The sequence below is a fragment of the Winogradskyella epiphytica genome, from assembly GCF_003217215.1.
GTDB classification, from domain to species: domain Bacteria; phylum Bacteroidota; class Bacteroidia; order Flavobacteriales; family Flavobacteriaceae; genus Winogradskyella; species Winogradskyella epiphytica.
The window spans coordinates 69,414-86,577 of the sequence record NZ_QJTD01000007.1 but is presented as its reverse complement, the minus strand read 5'-3'; the positions used below and the strand labels follow the sequence as shown (position 1 = coordinate 86,577).

Here is a 17,164-nt window from a genome sequence, read left to right as displayed (position 1 = left end):
CAAGCCAGCCATGATAAAAAGACTACTATCAATTCTATTATTAATTACAATTTTTTCTTGTCAGAATGAAAAACAGAATGCCGATCTAATAGTTAGAAATGCTAACATTTATACGGTTAATGATAATTTTAATAAGGCAGAAGCTTTTGCTGTAAAAGATGGGAAAATAATTGCCATTGGAACCACTTCCGAAATCGAAAAACAATATCAAACTGCTGAGTCCATCGAAGTAGAAGGTAAAACAATTGTTCCAGGATTTATAGACGCCCATTGTCACTTTTTAGGATTAGGATTCAACCAGCAAGCGGTAGATTTAGTCGGCACAAAGAGTTTTGATGAGATGATTAAACGTGTTTTAGATTTTCAAAATGAAAAGAATAACGATTATATCATGGGGCGAGGTTGGGACCAAAATGCGTGGGGAGAAAAGAACTTTCCAAACAAAGCACTTTTAGATAAGTTGTATCCAAATACACCAGTGGCCTTACGACGTATTGATGGTCATGCCACATTATGTAACCAAGCTGCATTAGATTTAGGGAATGTTACTGTAAATAGTACAGTTGAAGGTGGAGAAGTGGAGGTTGTTAATGGCAAACTTACAGGTATCTTAATTGATAATGCCCAAAGTTTAGTCATGAACCGTTGGCCCAAGCCATCAAGGCAAGATCATGTAAATGCATTATTAGAAGCGCAGAGAATTTGCTTTAATTTAGGAATAACAACGGTTGATGACGCAGGCTTAAGTAAAAATGCCATCGAGATTATTGATAGTCTTCAAAATACGGGAGACTTAAAGATGAGAATTTACGCAATGGTATCACATTCTCAAGACAACTTAGATTATTATTTAAATAAAGGTGTCTATAAAACAGAGAGACTTAATGTGCGTTCATTTAAAGTTTATGGCGATGGCGCTTTAGGTTCTAGAGGAGCCATGTTGAAAGAACCATATTCAGACAAGCCTGGACATTTAGGACTATTAGTTACTGATTTAGAAACTATGAAAAAATCAGCCGAACGTATAGCGAATTCTGAATTCCAGATGAATACACATGCTATTGGAGATTCTGCTAATAGAGCGGTTCTAGAAATTTATAACAAAGTACTTAAAGGAAAAAACGATAGACGTTGGAGAGTAGAGCATGCACAAATTGTATCTCCGAAAGATTTTGAATTGTATAAAAATGTAATGCCATCTATTCAGCCAACCCACGCTACAAGTGATATGTATTGGGCAGAAGACCGCCTTGGAGAGGAACGAATTAAGGGCGCCTATGCTAATAAGCAATTATTAGAAGCTTATGGAAAAGTAGCTTTAGGAACTGATTTTCCTGTAGAACGTGTGAGTCCATTCTTAACCTTTTTTGCAGCAGTGTCACGACAAGATTTAGAGCAGTATCCTGAAGGAGGTTTTCAAATGGAAAATGCCTTGAGTAGAGAGGAAGCTTTAAAAGGAATGACTATTTGGGCAGCCTATTCCAATTTTGAAGAAGATGAAAAAGGTAGTATTGAAGTAGGAAAGTTTGCCGATTTCATCATTTTAGATAAAGATATAATGACGGTTGAAGCTAAAGAAATTCCTAATATTAAGGTGTTGAAGACTTTTGTAAATGGGGAGGTTCAATAAGTTCTAGTTACTGAGAGTTTTAGACGCTGAAAAACACAGGGAAGTATAATAAACTCTTTGCGAATCTCCGTGATTCTCTAGGTGAATCTGCGTAATAGTTTTTACTCAGAGAGGCACAGAGAATTAAACACAGAGATACACAGAGAAGTATCATAGAATCTCCACGAATCTCCGTGATCCTCTAATTGACTTTACGTTATAATTTTTTATTATTTCACAGAGAGGCACAGAGTTTTAGATGCTGAGAAACACAGGGAGTTATCATAAACCCTCTGCGAATCTCCGTGATTCTCTAGGCGACTCTGCGTAATAGTTTTTACTCAGAGAGGCACAGAGTTTTAGACGCTGAGAAACACAGGGAAGTATAATAAACCCTCTGCGAATCTCCGGGATTCTCTAGGTGACTCTGCGTAATAGTTTTTACTCAGAGAGGCACATAGAATTAAACGCAGAGATACACAGAGAAGTATCATAAAATCTCCACGAATCTCAGTGATTCTCTAGGTGCCTCTGCGTTATAGTTTTGTGATTATTTCTTAGTGAGTCTCAGTTGAACTCAGCGAAATTTTGTGTACGATTTATAAAGAAATCCGAGCCAAATAATCAAAATGTTCGCCATCTATAACTTTCTCACACTTCAGTCCTGCCGTTAAACAAGCCGTATTTAAAGTGTCGAAATCAAGATACAACCACTTCATTGGTGTTTCTTCTTTACCTTTATAAGACAAGAAATAATCCAATTCACCAGGGTAGCTTTGATTAAGGTCTAACCACATGCCACCATCTTCATCTTCATACATATATGAGATATCAGAAGAATCAATTAATACCTGTCCATTCGGATTTAATAAAGACTTCAGGTGTTTTAGATATTTTGATACTTGAGATAATTCTTGAAAAATTCCCGTGCCATTCATCAATAATAGAATCGTATCAAAGGATTCAGTTTCTTCTAAAAGAGGTTTCAATTCAGCCTGTAAAACGCCACGTTCTTTAGCAACTTGTATAGCTCCTTCAGAATAGTCTATAGCTTTTACTTTAAGGCCTTTGTCTTGTAACCATAAGGAATGACTTCCTGAGCCACAACCAACATCCAAAACTTTTCCTTTTGCTAGCTGTAAAGCTTTTTGTTCTAGTTTTGGCATTTCAGAATAACCTCTAAATAAATAGGGAAGTGGTAGTTCATCTTCATCGGAAATGTTGGTGGAGGTGATAATATCTTCTGAATAATTTCCTGAATGATAATCTAATAACGCCTTTCCAAATAGGTCTTTTTTCATAAGTCTTCGTGAGTATGTCACCTGAATCGGAGTTGAATAGTCTTAGCGATAATTATTTTTAAGATTCTTCGTTTCTCTCTAAATGACAAGTTTAGTATTTTTACACTATGCAAGACCAAATCAATAATCTTCCTAAGCTTGCCAAAGATAAGCATAAGGAGAATAAAACCTTTTTTACCAAGTTAAAAAAGAAACCGCCAAAAAAGTTAGACTATCTTATGCAGGAGTTGCACGAAGAAGAATTTGAACGGACGGATTGTTTAAAATGCGCCAATTGTTGTAAAACTACGGGGCCTTTATTTACCGATAAAGACATTCAGCGGATTGCGAAATTCTTCAAAATGAAAGAAAAGCAATTCATTGACACCTATTTACGACTGGATGAAGAAAATGATTATGTTTTACAATCTGTACCTTGTACGTTTTTGGGTGAGGATAATTATTGTTCAATATATGATGTGAGACCAAAAGCTTGCAGAGAGTTTCCGCATACAGACCGGAAAAAGTTTCAGCAAATCTCAAATCTCACACTAAAAAATGTGGCCATTTGTCCGGCTGCCTATAATATTGTCGAAGAAATGAAAAAGAGAATACCTTTATAGTATTCAAAAAAAAGTTAATGTAAAATTGAAAAATAGATACCTATGAAAACCATTCTTTTAAAAATAGTATTGATTCTATTTTCCATTAATTTATCTAATGCTCAGGCTTGGATGACCAATTTAGAGATAGCTCAAAATTTAGCTTTAGCGCAGAATAAAATGGTTTTAATGGTTTGGGAAGATGCGACTTTATACGACTATCCTGTGTTAGTGGAAAATGATAAAGGTCAGACTCTTTTGGTAGAAAACTTGTTTACAGATGAAGCTATAAGTCCTTTAATTTGGGAAAACTTTGTTCCTGTTATTGTAAGTGAATATGCTTATGCCGATTTATATAATGCTATAAAAGACAATCGATCTCAGCAATATATAGACAAGTTTAATGATGATTCTATTAAAATAATGGATGTTAATGGGAATATTTTGAATGTATCAAGCCAGACTGTAGACTATCAAAATATCACTTCAATAATTTCAAAATACTCTTTAAATACAGAAATTTTAGCTGCTCAATTAGAAGGGTACAAAAAGGAAAAGAATTTTTATTCGGCTTATTATTTAGCGTCTAAGTATTTGGATGTCTCTCTGTATTTAAATGAAGAAACAAGAATTGAAATGGTTGGGTTTTCTAATATTTATTTAGAAGAAGCACGTCAGTTTATTGGCGATCGACCAAATGATGAGCAGCTGGCTTTAACTCAACGTGTAGAATTATTAAAGATTCAAGAAGACTTCATTTACAAACGCCCTAAAAGAGTGCTTCGACAATTAAAACGAATGGATGCTGAAAATTTTGAGACTATTAATTTGCCGGAGGTCGCATTCCTTTATTATACGGCATATCGTATTTTAAATGATAATACAAATATTGCTTTATGGGAGTCTAAGATTTCTTTAGTAAATTTAAAAAAAGCTCAACTTCTTATAAACCTTAATTCATAACAGCATTGGAAAGCATTATCACATACTTTGAAAACATTCCTACCTTACACAGGAGTTTATTGTTGGTGGGAGGCATCACATTTTTTTGGTTGTTGGAAGGAGGGATACCATTATTTCAATTCAATTATAAAAAATGGAAACATGCTATTCCGAATCTGTTTTTTACACTTACCACCATTATTGTAAATTTTGCACTAGCATTTTTACTATTGGGTTCGGCAGATTGGGTAAAGACTAATAACTTCGGTATTATTAATTGGTTACCTGAAATGCCTTTGTGGTTATACGCATTTTTAGGGGTGTTATTACTAGATTTTTTCGGTGCGTATTTGGCGCATTATGTAGAGCATAAAGTAAAACCACTTTGGATGGTGCATTTGGTACATCATACAGATCATAAAGTAGATACCACAACAGGAAATAGACATCACCCTATAGAAAGTTTTATTCGCTTCGGATTTACCTTGTTGGGTGTATTTGTAGTTGGTACGCCAATAGCCTTAGTTATGTTATATCAAGCACTTTCAGTAGTGTTTACGCAGTTGACACATGCTAATATAAGAATGCCAAGACGCTTAGATAAAGTATTAAGTTACTTTATAGTATCGCCAGATATGCATAAAATTCACCACCATTATAGATTACCGTATACAGATTCTAACTATGGAAACATTTTTAGTATTTGGGATAGAATATTTGGAACCTATATGTATTTAGATCGTGAAAAAATAGTGTACGGCGTAGATGTTTTTCCGGATGAAGTAAAGAACAGCAGTATTAAGGAATTGTTGAAGCAACCCTTTCAAAAGTATGATAAATCTACTCTTGCTGCTGAGTTTGAAGACTAAGTTCTTGTGTTTTGTCGAAAACAAATACCTTAATTTATACTATAATCTAGGTTTATTTATATAATAGATAAGGCTGACGCATGTTATCATATTTTTTTAAACCTTCTTTCCAAGTCAATTTAATATCATTCTCAGCCCATCCTGCTTCAATTTGTTCTTGGAGTTTCTTTGTGCCGGCCAACAATGTAAAGAAATCTGTAAAAAAGGATTTTTCCGGAGTACTATTTGTGGAAGCGATGTAGAATTCTTTCAACCAAGTTAGATTGAGTCCATTTAAAGCTTCGTGCTTAGATAGGTCATAGCCATAACAGGTTTTGTTTTCGTGTTTCGGATATTTTGCACCTTCATTTGATTTAGGTGTAAATTCAAAAGGAAAGTTGTTCGATTTAAATAAAGGCGAACCAACCACTTGAAATTGTTTGTCTGTTCCACGACCAATACTTATATCAGTACCTTCAAAAAAGCATAAACTTGGATATAAATTTATAGAAGCATCATTAGGTAAATTGGGAGAAGGCTTAATGGGTAAACTGTATGGTGTTTGATGTGTATAATGTTCTACAGGAATAATATTTAAATCGCACTGAATGCCGTTTTCTAACCATTTTTCACCATTAATCATTTTAGCGTATTCGCCAATGGTCATTCCATGAACTACTGGAATTGGATGCATTCCCACAAAACTTTTGTGCGCCATTTCTAAAATAGGTCCATCGATATAATGACCATTTGGATTCGGCCTATCTAAAATGAGAACAGGAATATTTTGTTCAGCACAAGCTTCCATCACATAATGTAAACTTGAAATATAAGTATAGAAACGAGCGCCTACGTCTTGAATGTCAAATATAACAAGGTCCAATTCTTTCAACTGTTCTGCATGTGGTTTTTTATTTTTTCCATAAAGAGAAATAATAGGTAATCCAGTTCTGGTATCAACGCCATCTTTTACAACTTCACCAGCATCTGCAGTTCCTCTAAATCCGTGCTCTGGAGCAAATACTCTTTTTACATCTACATTTAGTGATAGTAATGAATCTACGATATGCGTACTGTAATTTGAATTATGTTTTGCTTGGTCTTTGAAAATAACACTTGTTTGATTAGCAACAATGCCCACACGTTTACCTTGTAATAATGGTAAATATAAAGCAGTTCTATTAGCTCCAACACTGATGGTTTTCTGACGATTTAACGTTGAATTTATTGATTGAGATGTGTTTTCATTCATTAAAACCTTATCCTTTGAGCTTCCTGCTTCGGACTTCACTTTATTTCCACATGAAAACGTAAGTAAGTTTAACCCGATAATTATCGAGAATAAAACTGTATTTTTGACAACCTTTAAAAGCATATTTGAATTTGAATTTCGAGTTATTTATAGCTAAACGTATAATTGGCAATAAAACGTATAAAAGTAGTGTTTCGGCACCAATAATTAAAATTGGTATCGCAGCAATTGCTATAGGAATTATTGTAATGCTTATTGCGATTGCAACCGGACTGGGTCTGCAACAGAAAATTAGAGATAAAGTCGCCGCCTTTAATGGCCATATTGAAATCACTAATTATGACACCAATGCGTCAGACGAATCGCAAGTGCCAATTTCTAGAAATCAAGAATTTTATCCAGATTTTAATGAGGTTCAAGGGGTAAAACATGTTCAAGGTGTGGCCCAGAAATTTGCAGTCATTAGAACGGAAACTGATTTTGAAGGTGTAGTTGTTAAAGGTGTTGGTGCAGATTATAATTGGGAGTATTTTGAAGAATTTCTCGTTGATGGTCGGTTACCTGACTTCACAAAAGAACGTAATGAAGAAATTCTAATTTCAAGTTATTTAGCGAATCGTTTAGGATTCAAGGTAGGCGATAAATTTCAAACTGCTTTTGGTGAAGACCTCGTGAAGTTACCACGAATTATAAATTACGAAGTAGTTGGTATTTATAATTCAGGCTTTCAGGAATTAGATGAGAAATTTTGCATCGCAGATTTAAGACATATTCAACGCCTTAATAAATGGAATGAGGATCAAATAGGAAGTTTTGAAGTGTTTATTGACGATTTTGCAAAGATAGATCAGAAAACAAATGAAATATATAGAGCGATTCCGTCTTTAATGAACGCCACCTCAATAACTAGAAAGCATTACGCCATTTTTGAATGGATAAAGATTTTTGATAATAATACCTATGGAATAATCGCAATAATGATTGTGGTTGCTGGAATAAATATGATTACAGCTTTGTTAGTTTTAATTCTTGAGCGTACTCAAATGATCGGGATTCTGAAGGCACTAGGTAGTTCTAATTGGACGATTAGAAAGGTATTTTTATATAATGCAGCTTATTTAATTGGATTGGGTTTGCTTTGGGGAAATGCAATAGGTTTAGGTTTATTGTTTATTCAAAAGTATTTCAAATTGTTTCCTTTGAATCCAGATACCTATTACGTTACTAATGCACCAGTTTACATAAGTATGGACTATATACTTTTGCTCAATATAGGAACATTTATAGCTTGTTTATTGATGTTATTAATTCCTTCAATAATTATTTCTAAGATATCGCCAGTGAAGTCGATTCGATTTGATTGATTTTATTCTCAGGCTTCAATTTTCATTACACAACATTTAACGTACCTTTGCAATCTTGAAAATTAAATTTATGGATTACGCAGAAAATATATTAGGTACAATTGGAAATACACCATTAGTTAAAATGAATAAACTAGTGGAGGACTTACCATGTTTGGTCCTTGCTAAATACGAAACATTTAACCCTGGGAATTCAGTTAAAGACCGTATGGCTTTGCAAATGATAGAAGATGCAGAAGCAGACGGAAGACTAAAGCCAGGAGGAACTATAATTGAAGGCACCTCAGGTAATACAGGAATGGGGTTAGCATTGGCAGCCATTGTAAAAGGATACAAGTGTATTTTTGTAATGGCCGATAAGCAGTCTAAGGAAAAGGTTGATATGCTTAAAGCTGTCGGTGCCGAGGTCGTTGTTTGTCCAACTGCAGTAGAACCAGATGATCCTCGTAGTTATTATTCTGTATCAAAACGATTAGGAGAAGAAACTCCAAATTCTTGGTATGTTAATCAATATGATAATCCAAGTAATACGAAAGCACATTATCAAAGTACTGGTCCGGAAATTTGGAAACAAACGGATGGAAAAGTTACTCATTTTGTTGTTGGTGTTGGAACAGGTGGTACGATTTCAGGAATTGGAAAATACTTAAAAGAACAAAATCCAAATGTCAAAATTTGGGGCGTTGATACCTACGGATCGGTATTTAAAAAATATCACGAAACGGGAATTTTCGATGAAAACGAAATTTATCCATATGTAACAGAAGGTATAGGCGAAGATATTCTTCCAAAAAATGTTGACTTCGATATAATTGATGGTTTTACTAAAGTAACAGATAAAGACGCGGCGGTATACACTCAGAAATTAGCTAAAGAAGAAGGTATGTTTTTAGGGAATTCAGCAGGAGCTGCCATAAAAGGAGTGTTGCAGTTGAAAGAGCATTTTAAACCTGAAGATGTAGTGGTCGTATTATTCCATGACCATGGAAGCCGTTATGTTGGAAAAATGTTTAATGACGATTGGATGAGAGAGATGGGCTATATCGAATAGATTTCTCCTGTATAAAATATGACTATTATATAATTTAAAATCCTGATGTAACAATCAGGGTTTTTTATTTGTGATATATACTTGAATGTTAGTATATTAAGTTCGTTTAAGAAATGAAACTTATAATTTAGTAGCATGCAAGAAGATGTTCTACATTATATATGGAAACACAAAGCTTTTGAGTCGTCAAATTTAAAAACTACGGATGGCGAAGATGTAGCAATTGTTCAGTTAGGACAACATAACCATAATGCAGGTCCAGATTTTTTTAATGCCCGAATACGAATAGGAGAGCAGTTATGGGCTGGAAATGTAGAGATCCATATAAAATCTTCAGATTGGTACGTTCATAATCATGAAATTGATAAAGCTTATGATAATGTCATATTACATGTGGTCTGGGAACATGATACCGAAATTTTCAGAAAAGATAATTCCGTATTGCCAACACTCGAGTTAAAGGATTATGTGAGCTATAATTTAATAAGCAAGTACAGGCAATTAATGAGATCCAAATCTTGGATAAATTGTGAGGCCCATTTTTCGGAAGTGGATGATTTTCTACTCAATAATTGGTTGGAACGCTTATATATTGAAAGACTAGAGCGAAAATCTGATATTATAAGTCAATTATTAAAATCCTCAAATAACGATTGGGAAGCCGTTTTGTTTAAAATGCTATTAAAGAACTTTGGACTAAAAGTTAATGGGGAAGCTTTTTTTAGCTTAGCGACTTCTATCGATTTTGCAGTTTTCAGGAAACTACAAGGTGATGTGTTGGATATGGAAGCTTTATTATTCGGGCAAGCAAGATTATTAACAAGCGAAACTATTGAAGAAAACCACTTTTATGATTTAAGAAGAAGGTATGAATTTCAAAAAAAGAAATTCAATCTTGAAAATAATGGAGTTCTACCATTGCAGTTTTTCAGGCTAAGGCCACCTAATTTTCCAACCATTCGTCTATCTCAATTTGCTAATTTATATGCTTTAGAGCCCAATTTGTTTTCAAAAATTTTAGATTTAAATAGGGTTGAGGAATTTTATGATTTCTTCAATAAAGGAGTTTCTGAATTTTGGATGACGCATTATACTTTTGGTAAAACTTCAAAAATTTCAAAAAAAATGCTTACAAAGACTTTTATAGACTTATTGATAATCAATACTATAATCCCATTGAAATTTAGTTATGCTAAGGCACAAGAAAAGACAATTGTTGATGTACTATTTCAGCTTATAAAAAGTATTAAGATGGAAAAGAATAGTGTTGTTTCTAAATTTTTAGATTTAAAACCAATTGAAAAACATGCTTTAAGTTCGCAGGCTTTATTGCAATTAAAGAATAATTACTGTGATAATAATAAATGCTTGCATTGTGCTATTGGTAATAGTCTAATCGTGAAAAATTAAGTAAATTGCGGTATGAAATGGTTTTACTCACTATTATTATACTTCCAAAAACGAGGTTATTACGTTTGTCAACGTATAGCAGATCGTCTTGGTATTAGGGCTAAAATTGTAAGAACATCTTTTATATATCTAACCTTTGTAACCGTAGGTTTTGGTTTTGCGCTATATTTATTTTTAGCGTTTTGGATGCGAATAAAAGATATTGTCTATACAAAGCGCTCATCGGTTTTCGATTTATAATACCAACATAATGTATAACCCTCTTATTCGCCTATATAGGTCCAAGATTTACACAGCAGTGCTAATGTTGGTTCTACTATTATGTATTGGGGTTATCGGCTATAGATATATTTCTGGTTATGAATGGCTAGATGCACTATATATGACGGTTATAACCGTAACTACAGTAGGTTTTGCCGAGGTTAATCCATTAGACTCACAGTCAAAAATTTTTACGATATTCTTAATCCTTGCCAGTGTTGTTATTGTTGGGTACGCCATATCAATCATCACTGAATTTATTCTGAATAGAAATAATATCATAGATTTAAAACAACGAAAGATGCAAAAGAGAATAGATAATATGACCAACCATGTTATTATATGTGGCTATGGTAGAAACGGAAAACAGGCTGCGAAAAAATTATTGGATTACAAAAAGCCTTTTGTTGTAATAGAAAGTGATAAAGAAGTTATAGAAAGATTTCAAGACGAAGACATTTCATTTGTTTTTGGTAATGCCAATGAAGATGAATCACTTATAGCAGCAGGAATAGACAAAGCAAATACATTAATTAGTGCATTACCTAATGATGCGGATAATCTTTTCGTAGTCTTATCCGCGCGACAGATTAATGCCAAACTTACTATTATAAGTAGAGCATCAGCAGAAACCTCTTATAATAAGCTCAAATTAGCAGGTGCAGATAAAGTGATACTTCCAGATAAAATAGGTGGTGATCATATGGCTTCCTTAGTTGTAATTCCTGATTTAATCGAGTTTATAGATAATTTAGGCGTTGTAGGTACAAGAAATATAAATATTGAAGAAGTTAAAGTTGAGCAGCTCTATGATACGTCAAAAGTAAAAACTATTAAAGACCTAGATTTACGAAAAAAAACGGGCTGTACAGTTATAGGATTTAAAGATGGAAAAGGTGATTATCTTGTTAACCCAGAAGCTGATACAAAATTAGTTCCAGGCTCAAAGGTCATAGTATTAGGTCGACCTGAACAAATTAGAAGGTTGAACTCCGAGTTTAATATTGAATAGTTAATATATTCATTTTATAAGTCGATTCTTTAAAGGGTCAATTTTTTTTTGCATATTGTCATCATTAAACCAAAAAATTAACAAATAAATAAACTAATGAAGAAATTTCTTCTATCGATTTTTGCGATATCATTACCGCTTTTAAACTTTGCACAACAAACAACTTCGGAAAAAATTGATACAATTTTCAAAGATTATACCGGTTGGTTTGTAGAAGCTATTTTTTATGAAATTCCATTTTCGGAAACATATCAAATCCCTTGGGTACTTATCGTATTAATTGGTGGAGCCTTATTCTTTACAATTTATTTTAAATTTATTAATGTTACTGGTTTCAGAATGGCTATTAGAGTTGTTAGAGGGCAGTATGAAGATATTGAAAAGCACGGAGCAGATAAGTTATATGGAGATAATACCCGAGATGAAGGCGAAGATATTATCAAAACTATTAGAGACGATAGTGCCGATGGGGAGGTTTCACATTTCCAAGCATTAACAGCAGCGTTATCTGCAACAGTAGGTCTAGGAAATATTGCAGGTGTTGCAGTTGCTTTATCTATTGGTGGTCCAGGAGCAACATTTTGGATGATTGTAGCCGGACTTTTAGGAATGGCATCGAAATTTGCTGAATGTACCCTTGGAGTAAAATATAGAGATGTTGGTGAAGATGGGACCGTTTATGGAGGGCCAATGTATTACCTTTCAAAAGGGTTGAAATCTAAAGGTATGGGTAAATTCGGGAAAGTTTTAGCTTTTCTATTTGCTGTATTTGTTATAGGTGGTTCTTTTGGTGGAGGAAATATGTTCCAAGCGAATCAAGCCGCCGCTCAATTTGTGAAACTATTTAACTTTGATGAAGCCTCTAACGCAGGACTATATTTTGGCCTAGTTATGGCTTGTCTTGTTGCAGTTGTTATAATAGGTGGTATTAAACGTATCGCAAAAGTAACTGAAAAGGTGGTGCCGTTTATGGCAGGAATTTATGTTTTAGCCGCGGTAATTATTTTAATTGCTAATTTCAGTTTAATCGATGATGCTTTTATGTTAATTTATGAAGGTGCTTTTTCTGGACTAGGAATAGCAGGTGGATTAGTTGGTGTGATGATTCAAGGTATTAGAAGAGGTGCGTTTTCAAATGAAGCAGGGGTTGGTTCAGCCGCAATTGCGCACTCCGCTGTGAGAACTAAGTATCCCGCATCAGAAGGTATAGTCGCACTTTTAGAGCCATTCGTAGATACCGTAGTCATTTGTACAATGACGGCTTTAGTTATTGTGATTACTAATTTTGATGGGCAATTCATGGAATATGGAGTTGAAATTAAAGAAGGTGTTGAGTTAACAGCAACAGCTTTTGATTCGGTAATCCCGCATTTCTCTATAATTCTAACTATCGCAGTAATCTTATTCGCTTTTTCAACAATGATATCATGGTCTTATTACGGAATGCAAGGTTGGGTGTACTTATTCGGAAAAGGAAAAGTTTCTGATTTAACTTATAAAGTGTTATTCTTATTCTTTGTGGTTGTTGGAGCTACAATTAGTTTAGGTGCCGTAATCAACTTCTCTGATGCTATGATCTTTGCTATGGTTGTGCCTAATATAATTGGTGTTGTTTTATTATCACCGATTATCAGACAGGAGTTAACTAGGTATTATAAGGCTATAAGTGTTAAAGACGAAGCTATAGAAGATGGGGCAGATGACCTCAATGAAATGTTATAAACTAATCTAACCACATATGAAATCCCATTTCCAGTTTTCTAATCAACAACGAAATGGGATTTTTTTATTAATAATCCTCATCATAATAGCGCAGTGCGTGTATTGGTTTGCTCCAATTAATTTTGGAGATTCTAATGATCAAAATATTCTTGATCATGAACAGCTCGATGCCTTCAGAAGTGAAGTCGACTCTCTTCGTTTGATTGAAATAGAAAATAATAAACCTAAAATATATCCTTTCAACCCAAATTATATAACCGATTATAAAGGTTATACCTTGGGAATGACTAATGAAGAAATAGATAGGCTTCATAAGTTTAGAGATCAAGATCAATGGGTGAATTCTGCATCGCAGTTTCAACAGGTTACCAAAATTTCCGATTCTTTATTAGAAGTTATTTCACCATATTTTAAATTTCCAGAATGGGTCACTAATCCAAAACCCAAACAGCAAGTCTATACAGCAACGTATTCAGAAAGTTCAACACCAAAAACCTATGAACAAAAAATAGATTTAAATCTAGCTACAGAGATTCAATTGAGAAAGGTATATGGAGTAGGCGAGAAGCTTTCCAAGAGAATTATAGCATATAGAAATAAGTTTAATGGTGGATTTATAGCAGATATAGAACTTAGTGAAATTTACGGTTTATCGCCAGAGGTGATTGATCGAATTAAAGAACAATTTACGGTTAAAACGCCGAGAAAAATTAAAAAGCTTAATTTGAATTCGGCTACAAGAGACGAGTTGGTCACTATTCAATATATCGATTACGAGGTGGCCCATCATATTATTGAAGAACGCACTTTAAGAGATGGCTTTAAATCTTTAGATGAATTGACAAAAGTTCAGGATTTCCCGCTTCAAAAAATCGAGATAATTAAGTTATATTTGCATTTATAACAAAAACACTCATATGTCTAATTTATATTTCACAGAAGAACATAATTTATTTAGAGAAAGCCTTAGAGATTTCTTACAAAAGGAAGTTGTACCACACATTGATAAATGGGAGGAAACAGGCCAAATTGAACGTTTCATTTGGAAGAAGTTCGGTGATATGGGCTACTTTGGTCTTGCTTACCCGGAAAAATATGGTGGTTTAGATTTAGATTTATTCTACACTGTAATTTGGTTAGAAGAATTACAACGTATTAATTCTGGTGGATTTGCCGCTGCAATGTGGGCTCATGCTTACTTAGCAATGACACATCTTAATAAAGAAGGTGACGAAGCAATTAAAGAAAAGTATTTAGCAGGAAGTATTTCCGGAGATTTAATAGGTTGCTTGTGTATTACTGAACCTTTTGGTGGGTCTGATGTTGCAGGTATGAGAACTACCGCAGTTAAAAAAGGAGATACCTATGTGATTAATGGCTCAAAAACCTTTATAACAAATGGAGTTTATAGTGACTATCTAGTAGTTGCGGCAAAAACAAACCCAGAACTAGGGCATAAAGGGATGAGTATTTTTGTAATGGATAGAGATACGCCAGGAATTTCTGCTACGAAATTAGATAAGTTAGGATGGAGAGCTTCAGATACTGGAGAAATTGCTTTTGATAATGTGGTAATACCGGCTTCAAATCTAATGGGAGAAGAAGGTCAAGGCTTCCCATATATTATGCAGCATTTTTCCTTAGAACGATTAATTATGGGGGTAAACGCACACGCTAGAGCAGAGTTTGCTTTAGAGTACGCTAAACAATATATGTCTGAGAGAACAGCTTTTGGAAAGACAATAGATAAATTTCAGGCGCTAAGACATACTTATGCCGACTGCGTGACACAGATGGAAATCTGCAAGCAATTTAATTATTATGTCGCTAAGCGTTTAGATATGGGAGAGTATGTGGTTAAAGAGGCCACTATGTCTAAACTACAATCTACAAAAATGGCCGACGATGTTATTTACCAATGTTTACAGTTTTTAGGTGGATATGGTTATATGGAAGAATATCCGTTAGCACGTATGGCTAGAGATAGTCGATTAGGCCCAATTGGAGGTGGTACCTCTGAAATATTGAAAGAAATTATAGCCAAGATGGTTATTGATGATAAAAATTATAAACCTGCGACTTAGTACTTAGACTAAGTTATAAGAAATTAAAATCCTGCCATAGCGCAGGATTTTTTTATTCAAAAAGGGCAATAAATCAATATCAAATAACTATATTTAATAGTCTTCCAAAATAATATATATGAGTCTCAAATCATTTTCCGATTACCTTTTATTGGAGAAAACCTATTCTAAGCATACTGTTGTTGCTTATATAAGAGATTTAGAAATGTTCAAAGAGTTTTTGAACGATAATCATAATCATGAAGATATATCTATTGTAGGATATTCAGAAATAAGACAATGGATCGTGGTTTTAGTGGATAGTGGCATTTCTAATAGAACCATTAATAGAAAAATTTCTTCGCTTAATACTTACTTTAAATTTCTCCAAAAAATTGAAGCTATTGATGTCAACCCTCTAAAAATACATAAGGCATTAAAAGTAGGTAAGAAAGTGCAATTACCTTTTTCCGAAGCCGAATTAAAAAGCGTTTTAGAAAATTCTATTGAGGTTGTAGATTTTGAATCTGCTAGAGATCAATTGATTATTGAGTTGTTTTATGCTACTGGAATTCGACGAATAGAATTAGTAAACATTAAGTTGACAGATATTGATTACGGAAATAATCAAGTGAAAGTATTAGGTAAAAGAAATAAAGAACGTTATATCCCGTTAATAGAAACTGTGATGGTGTCACTTAATCGTTATTTAGGCTATAGAAATGAGCTACAGATAATTGAAGATAAAGAGTTTTTGTTTTTAACACAAAATGGTCTTAAAGTCTATGAAAAACTTGTTTACAGAATAATAAATAGGTATTTTAGTGAAGCATCTTCAAAGGCAAAATGTAGTCCTCATGTTTTGAGGCATTCGTTTGCAACGCACTTATTAAATCAAGGTGCCAATTTGAATGCGGTTAAAGAACTTCTTGGTCATACCAGCTTGGCAGCAACACAAGTCTATACACATAATAGTATAGCAGAATTGAAGAAAGTATATGCTGAAGCTCACCCAAGAAATCAAAATTAAGTTGTTGACCCAATAATTATTAATCAGTGCAAGATCGATTTTGATTTTAGCACTATTGTTTAACTTAAAATAAAATATATGAAAGTAAACACTCAGTCCGTCAATTTTACAGCAGATGCTAAGCTGATAGATTTTATTCAGAAGCGAATGGATAAGTTAGATTTGTTCTATGATAAAATAATTCAATCCGATGTATATTTAAAAGTTGAAAATACTAGCGATAAAGAAAATAAAATTTTTGAAGCTAAAGTCAGTGTTCCTGGTGATAGTTTTATTGTAAAAAAACAGTGTAAAACGTTCGAAGAGGCCGTAGATTCTGCTGTTGCGTCTCTAGAACGAAAAATAAAAAAGCGCAAAGAGAAATTGAGATCACACATTTAATTAAAAAAAAGTGAAATTTTTTTTGAAAAATGTTTTGATTAAAAAAATATTATCTTACATTTGCAGTCCGTTAGAAATAGCGGGCTTTTTTATGGCAAGTAAACGGCGCTAAAAAAGTAACAAAAAGCCGATGTAGCTCAGCTGGCTAGAGCAGCTGATTTGTAATCAGCAGGTCGTGGGTTCGAGTCCCTCCATCGGCTCTTTAAGAGTTTAAAAATTGACTCTTAAATTTGAAATATTGAAATAAGTTTTGGGGAGATACTCAAGCGGCCAACGAGGGCAGACTGTAAATCTGCTGACTACGTCTTCGCAGGTTCGAATCCTGCTCTCCCCACTA

General features: G+C 33.8%; 16 protein-coding genes and 2 tRNA genes. 16 read left to right on the top strand and 2 right to left on the bottom strand.

All coding sequences use genetic code 11. The features are described from left to right. Nucleotides 1-10 precede the first annotated feature (10 nt). A complete protein-coding gene (locus DFQ11_RS12945) occupies nt 11-1,630 on the top strand; it encodes an amidohydrolase (RefSeq protein ID WP_110476303.1) in 1,620 nt (539 codons plus the stop codon). 578 nt (nt 1,631-2,208) lie between these two features. Here DFQ11_RS12945 and DFQ11_RS12940 read toward each other — a convergent pair. Beyond that, nucleotides 2,209-2,910 carry a class I SAM-dependent methyltransferase gene (locus DFQ11_RS12940; protein WP_110476302.1) on the bottom strand — a complete coding sequence of 234 codons (702 nt, stop codon included), beginning with the start codon at nt 2,908-2,910 and terminating at the stop codon, nt 2,209-2,211. Nucleotides 2,911-3,017: 107 nt separating this feature from the next. On the opposite strand from DFQ11_RS12940, the gene DFQ11_RS12935 reads away from it, so the two are divergent. From DFQ11_RS12935 to DFQ11_RS12925, 3 genes are read left to right on the top strand one after another with little or no spacing between them, the layout of a single operon-like run. Beyond that, complete coding sequence (locus DFQ11_RS12935; RefSeq protein WP_110476301.1) at nt 3,018-3,512, top strand: YkgJ family cysteine cluster protein; 495 nt, start codon at nt 3,018-3,020, stop codon at nt 3,510-3,512. 42 nt (nt 3,513-3,554) lie between these two features. Then, nucleotides 3,555-4,454, top strand: a complete 900-nt coding sequence (locus DFQ11_RS12930) for a hypothetical protein (RefSeq protein WP_110476300.1) — start codon at nt 3,555-3,557, stop codon at nt 4,452-4,454. Between the two features lie 5 nt (nt 4,455-4,459). After that, on the top strand, nt 4,460-5,302 hold the full coding sequence (locus DFQ11_RS12925; protein ID WP_110476299.1) for a sterol desaturase family protein: 843 nt from the start codon (nt 4,460-4,462) through the stop codon (nt 5,300-5,302). Between the two features lie 52 nt (nt 5,303-5,354). Here DFQ11_RS12925 and DFQ11_RS12920 read toward each other — a convergent pair whose 3' ends face one another. Next, a complete protein-coding gene (locus tag DFQ11_RS12920) occupies nt 5,355-6,656 on the bottom strand; it encodes an exo-beta-N-acetylmuramidase NamZ family protein (RefSeq protein ID WP_110476298.1) in 1,302 nt (433 codons plus the stop codon). A gap of 8 nt (nt 6,657-6,664) precedes the next feature. On the opposite strand from DFQ11_RS12920, the gene DFQ11_RS12915 reads away from it, so the two are divergent. The 12 genes from DFQ11_RS12915 to DFQ11_RS12860 all read left to right on the top strand — a co-directional run bounded on the left by DFQ11_RS12915 (nt 6,665) and on the right by DFQ11_RS12860 (nt 17,161). Beyond that, the gene (locus DFQ11_RS12915; protein ID WP_110476379.1) at nt 6,665-7,897 is read left to right on the top strand and encodes an ABC transporter permease; all 1,233 of its coding nucleotides are present in this window, start codon (nt 6,665-6,667) and stop codon (nt 7,895-7,897) included. A 70-nt stretch (nt 7,898-7,967) separates the two neighbouring features. After that, nucleotides 7,968-8,948 (top strand): PLP-dependent cysteine synthase family protein, encoded by a 981-nt coding sequence (locus DFQ11_RS12910; protein ID WP_110476297.1) that lies wholly within the window; start codon nt 7,968-7,970, stop codon nt 8,946-8,948. A gap of 135 nt (nt 8,949-9,083) precedes the next feature. Further along, complete coding sequence (locus DFQ11_RS12905; RefSeq protein ID WP_110476296.1) at nt 9,084-10,358, top strand: DUF2851 family protein; 1,275 nt, start codon at nt 9,084-9,086, stop codon at nt 10,356-10,358. Between the two features lie 12 nt (nt 10,359-10,370). Continuing rightward, nucleotides 10,371-10,598, top strand: coding sequence for a PspC domain-containing protein (locus DFQ11_RS12900; RefSeq protein ID WP_110476295.1), 228 nt, complete (start codon nt 10,371-10,373; stop codon nt 10,596-10,598). Nucleotides 10,599-10,608: 10 nt separating this feature from the next. Further along, nucleotides 10,609-11,631: a potassium channel family protein gene (locus DFQ11_RS12895; RefSeq protein WP_110476294.1), complete on the top strand. Its 1,023-nt coding sequence runs from the start codon at nt 10,609-10,611 to the stop codon at nt 11,629-11,631. A gap of 96 nt (nt 11,632-11,727) precedes the next feature. Further along, nucleotides 11,728-13,353 carry an alanine/glycine:cation symporter family protein gene (locus DFQ11_RS12890; protein ID WP_110476293.1) on the top strand — a complete coding sequence of 542 codons (1,626 nt, stop codon included), beginning with the start codon at nt 11,728-11,730 and terminating at the stop codon, nt 13,351-13,353. 16 nt (nt 13,354-13,369) lie between these two features. Continuing rightward, nucleotides 13,370-14,257, top strand: coding sequence for a ComEA family DNA-binding protein (locus DFQ11_RS12885; RefSeq protein ID WP_110476292.1), 888 nt, complete (start codon nt 13,370-13,372; stop codon nt 14,255-14,257). A gap of 13 nt (nt 14,258-14,270) precedes the next feature. Next, nucleotides 14,271-15,437 (top strand): acyl-CoA dehydrogenase family protein, encoded by a 1,167-nt coding sequence (locus DFQ11_RS12880; RefSeq protein WP_110476291.1) that lies wholly within the window; start codon nt 14,271-14,273, stop codon nt 15,435-15,437. 118 nt (nt 15,438-15,555) lie between these two features. After that, on the top strand, nt 15,556-16,446 hold the full coding sequence (locus tag DFQ11_RS12875; RefSeq protein ID WP_110476290.1) for a tyrosine-type recombinase/integrase: 891 nt from the start codon (nt 15,556-15,558) through the stop codon (nt 16,444-16,446). Nucleotides 16,447-16,524: 78 nt separating this feature from the next. After that, nucleotides 16,525-16,827: a ribosome hibernation-promoting factor, HPF/YfiA family gene (gene hpf / locus DFQ11_RS12870; RefSeq protein ID WP_110476289.1), complete on the top strand. Its 303-nt coding sequence runs from the start codon at nt 16,525-16,527 to the stop codon at nt 16,825-16,827. Between the two features lie 126 nt (nt 16,828-16,953). Then, nucleotides 16,954-17,027: transfer RNA gene (locus tag DFQ11_RS12865), tRNA-Thr, on the top strand. 52 nt (nt 17,028-17,079) lie between these two features. Then, nucleotides 17,080-17,161 (top strand) — tRNA-Tyr (locus DFQ11_RS12860). Nucleotides 17,162-17,164: the final 3 nt, after the last annotated feature.

Bases quoted from the DNA above. Each gene is read 5' to 3' on its own strand.
- DFQ11_RS12945 (WP_110476303.1), top strand. From the start codon at position 11: ATGATAAAAAGACTACTATCAATTCTATTATTAATTACAATTTTTTCT.
- DFQ11_RS12940 (WP_110476302.1), bottom strand. From the start codon at position 2,910: ATGAAAAAAGACCTATTTGGAAAGGCGTTATTAGATTATCATTCAGGA.
- DFQ11_RS12935 (WP_110476301.1), top strand. From the start codon at position 3,018: ATGCAAGACCAAATCAATAATCTTCCTAAGCTTGCCAAAGATAAGCAT.
- DFQ11_RS12930 (WP_110476300.1), top strand. From the start codon at position 3,555: ATGAAAACCATTCTTTTAAAAATAGTATTGATTCTATTTTCCATTAAT.
- DFQ11_RS12920 (WP_110476298.1), bottom strand. From the start codon at position 6,656: ATGCTTTTAAAGGTTGTCAAAAATACAGTTTTATTCTCGATAATTATC.
- DFQ11_RS12910 (WP_110476297.1), top strand. From the start codon at position 7,968: ATGGATTACGCAGAAAATATATTAGGTACAATTGGAAATACACCATTA.
- DFQ11_RS12905 (WP_110476296.1), top strand. From the start codon at position 9,084: ATGCAAGAAGATGTTCTACATTATATATGGAAACACAAAGCTTTTGAG.
- DFQ11_RS12900 (WP_110476295.1), top strand. From the start codon at position 10,371: ATGAAATGGTTTTACTCACTATTATTATACTTCCAAAAACGAGGTTAT.
- DFQ11_RS12895 (WP_110476294.1), top strand. From the start codon at position 10,609: ATGTATAACCCTCTTATTCGCCTATATAGGTCCAAGATTTACACAGCA.
- DFQ11_RS12890 (WP_110476293.1), top strand. From the start codon at position 11,728: ATGAAGAAATTTCTTCTATCGATTTTTGCGATATCATTACCGCTTTTA.
- DFQ11_RS12885 (WP_110476292.1), top strand. From the start codon at position 13,370: ATGAAATCCCATTTCCAGTTTTCTAATCAACAACGAAATGGGATTTTT.
- DFQ11_RS12880 (WP_110476291.1), top strand. From the start codon at position 14,271: ATGTCTAATTTATATTTCACAGAAGAACATAATTTATTTAGAGAAAGC.
- DFQ11_RS12875 (WP_110476290.1), top strand. From the start codon at position 15,556: ATGAGTCTCAAATCATTTTCCGATTACCTTTTATTGGAGAAAACCTAT.
- hpf (WP_110476289.1), top strand. From the start codon at position 16,525: ATGAAAGTAAACACTCAGTCCGTCAATTTTACAGCAGATGCTAAGCTG.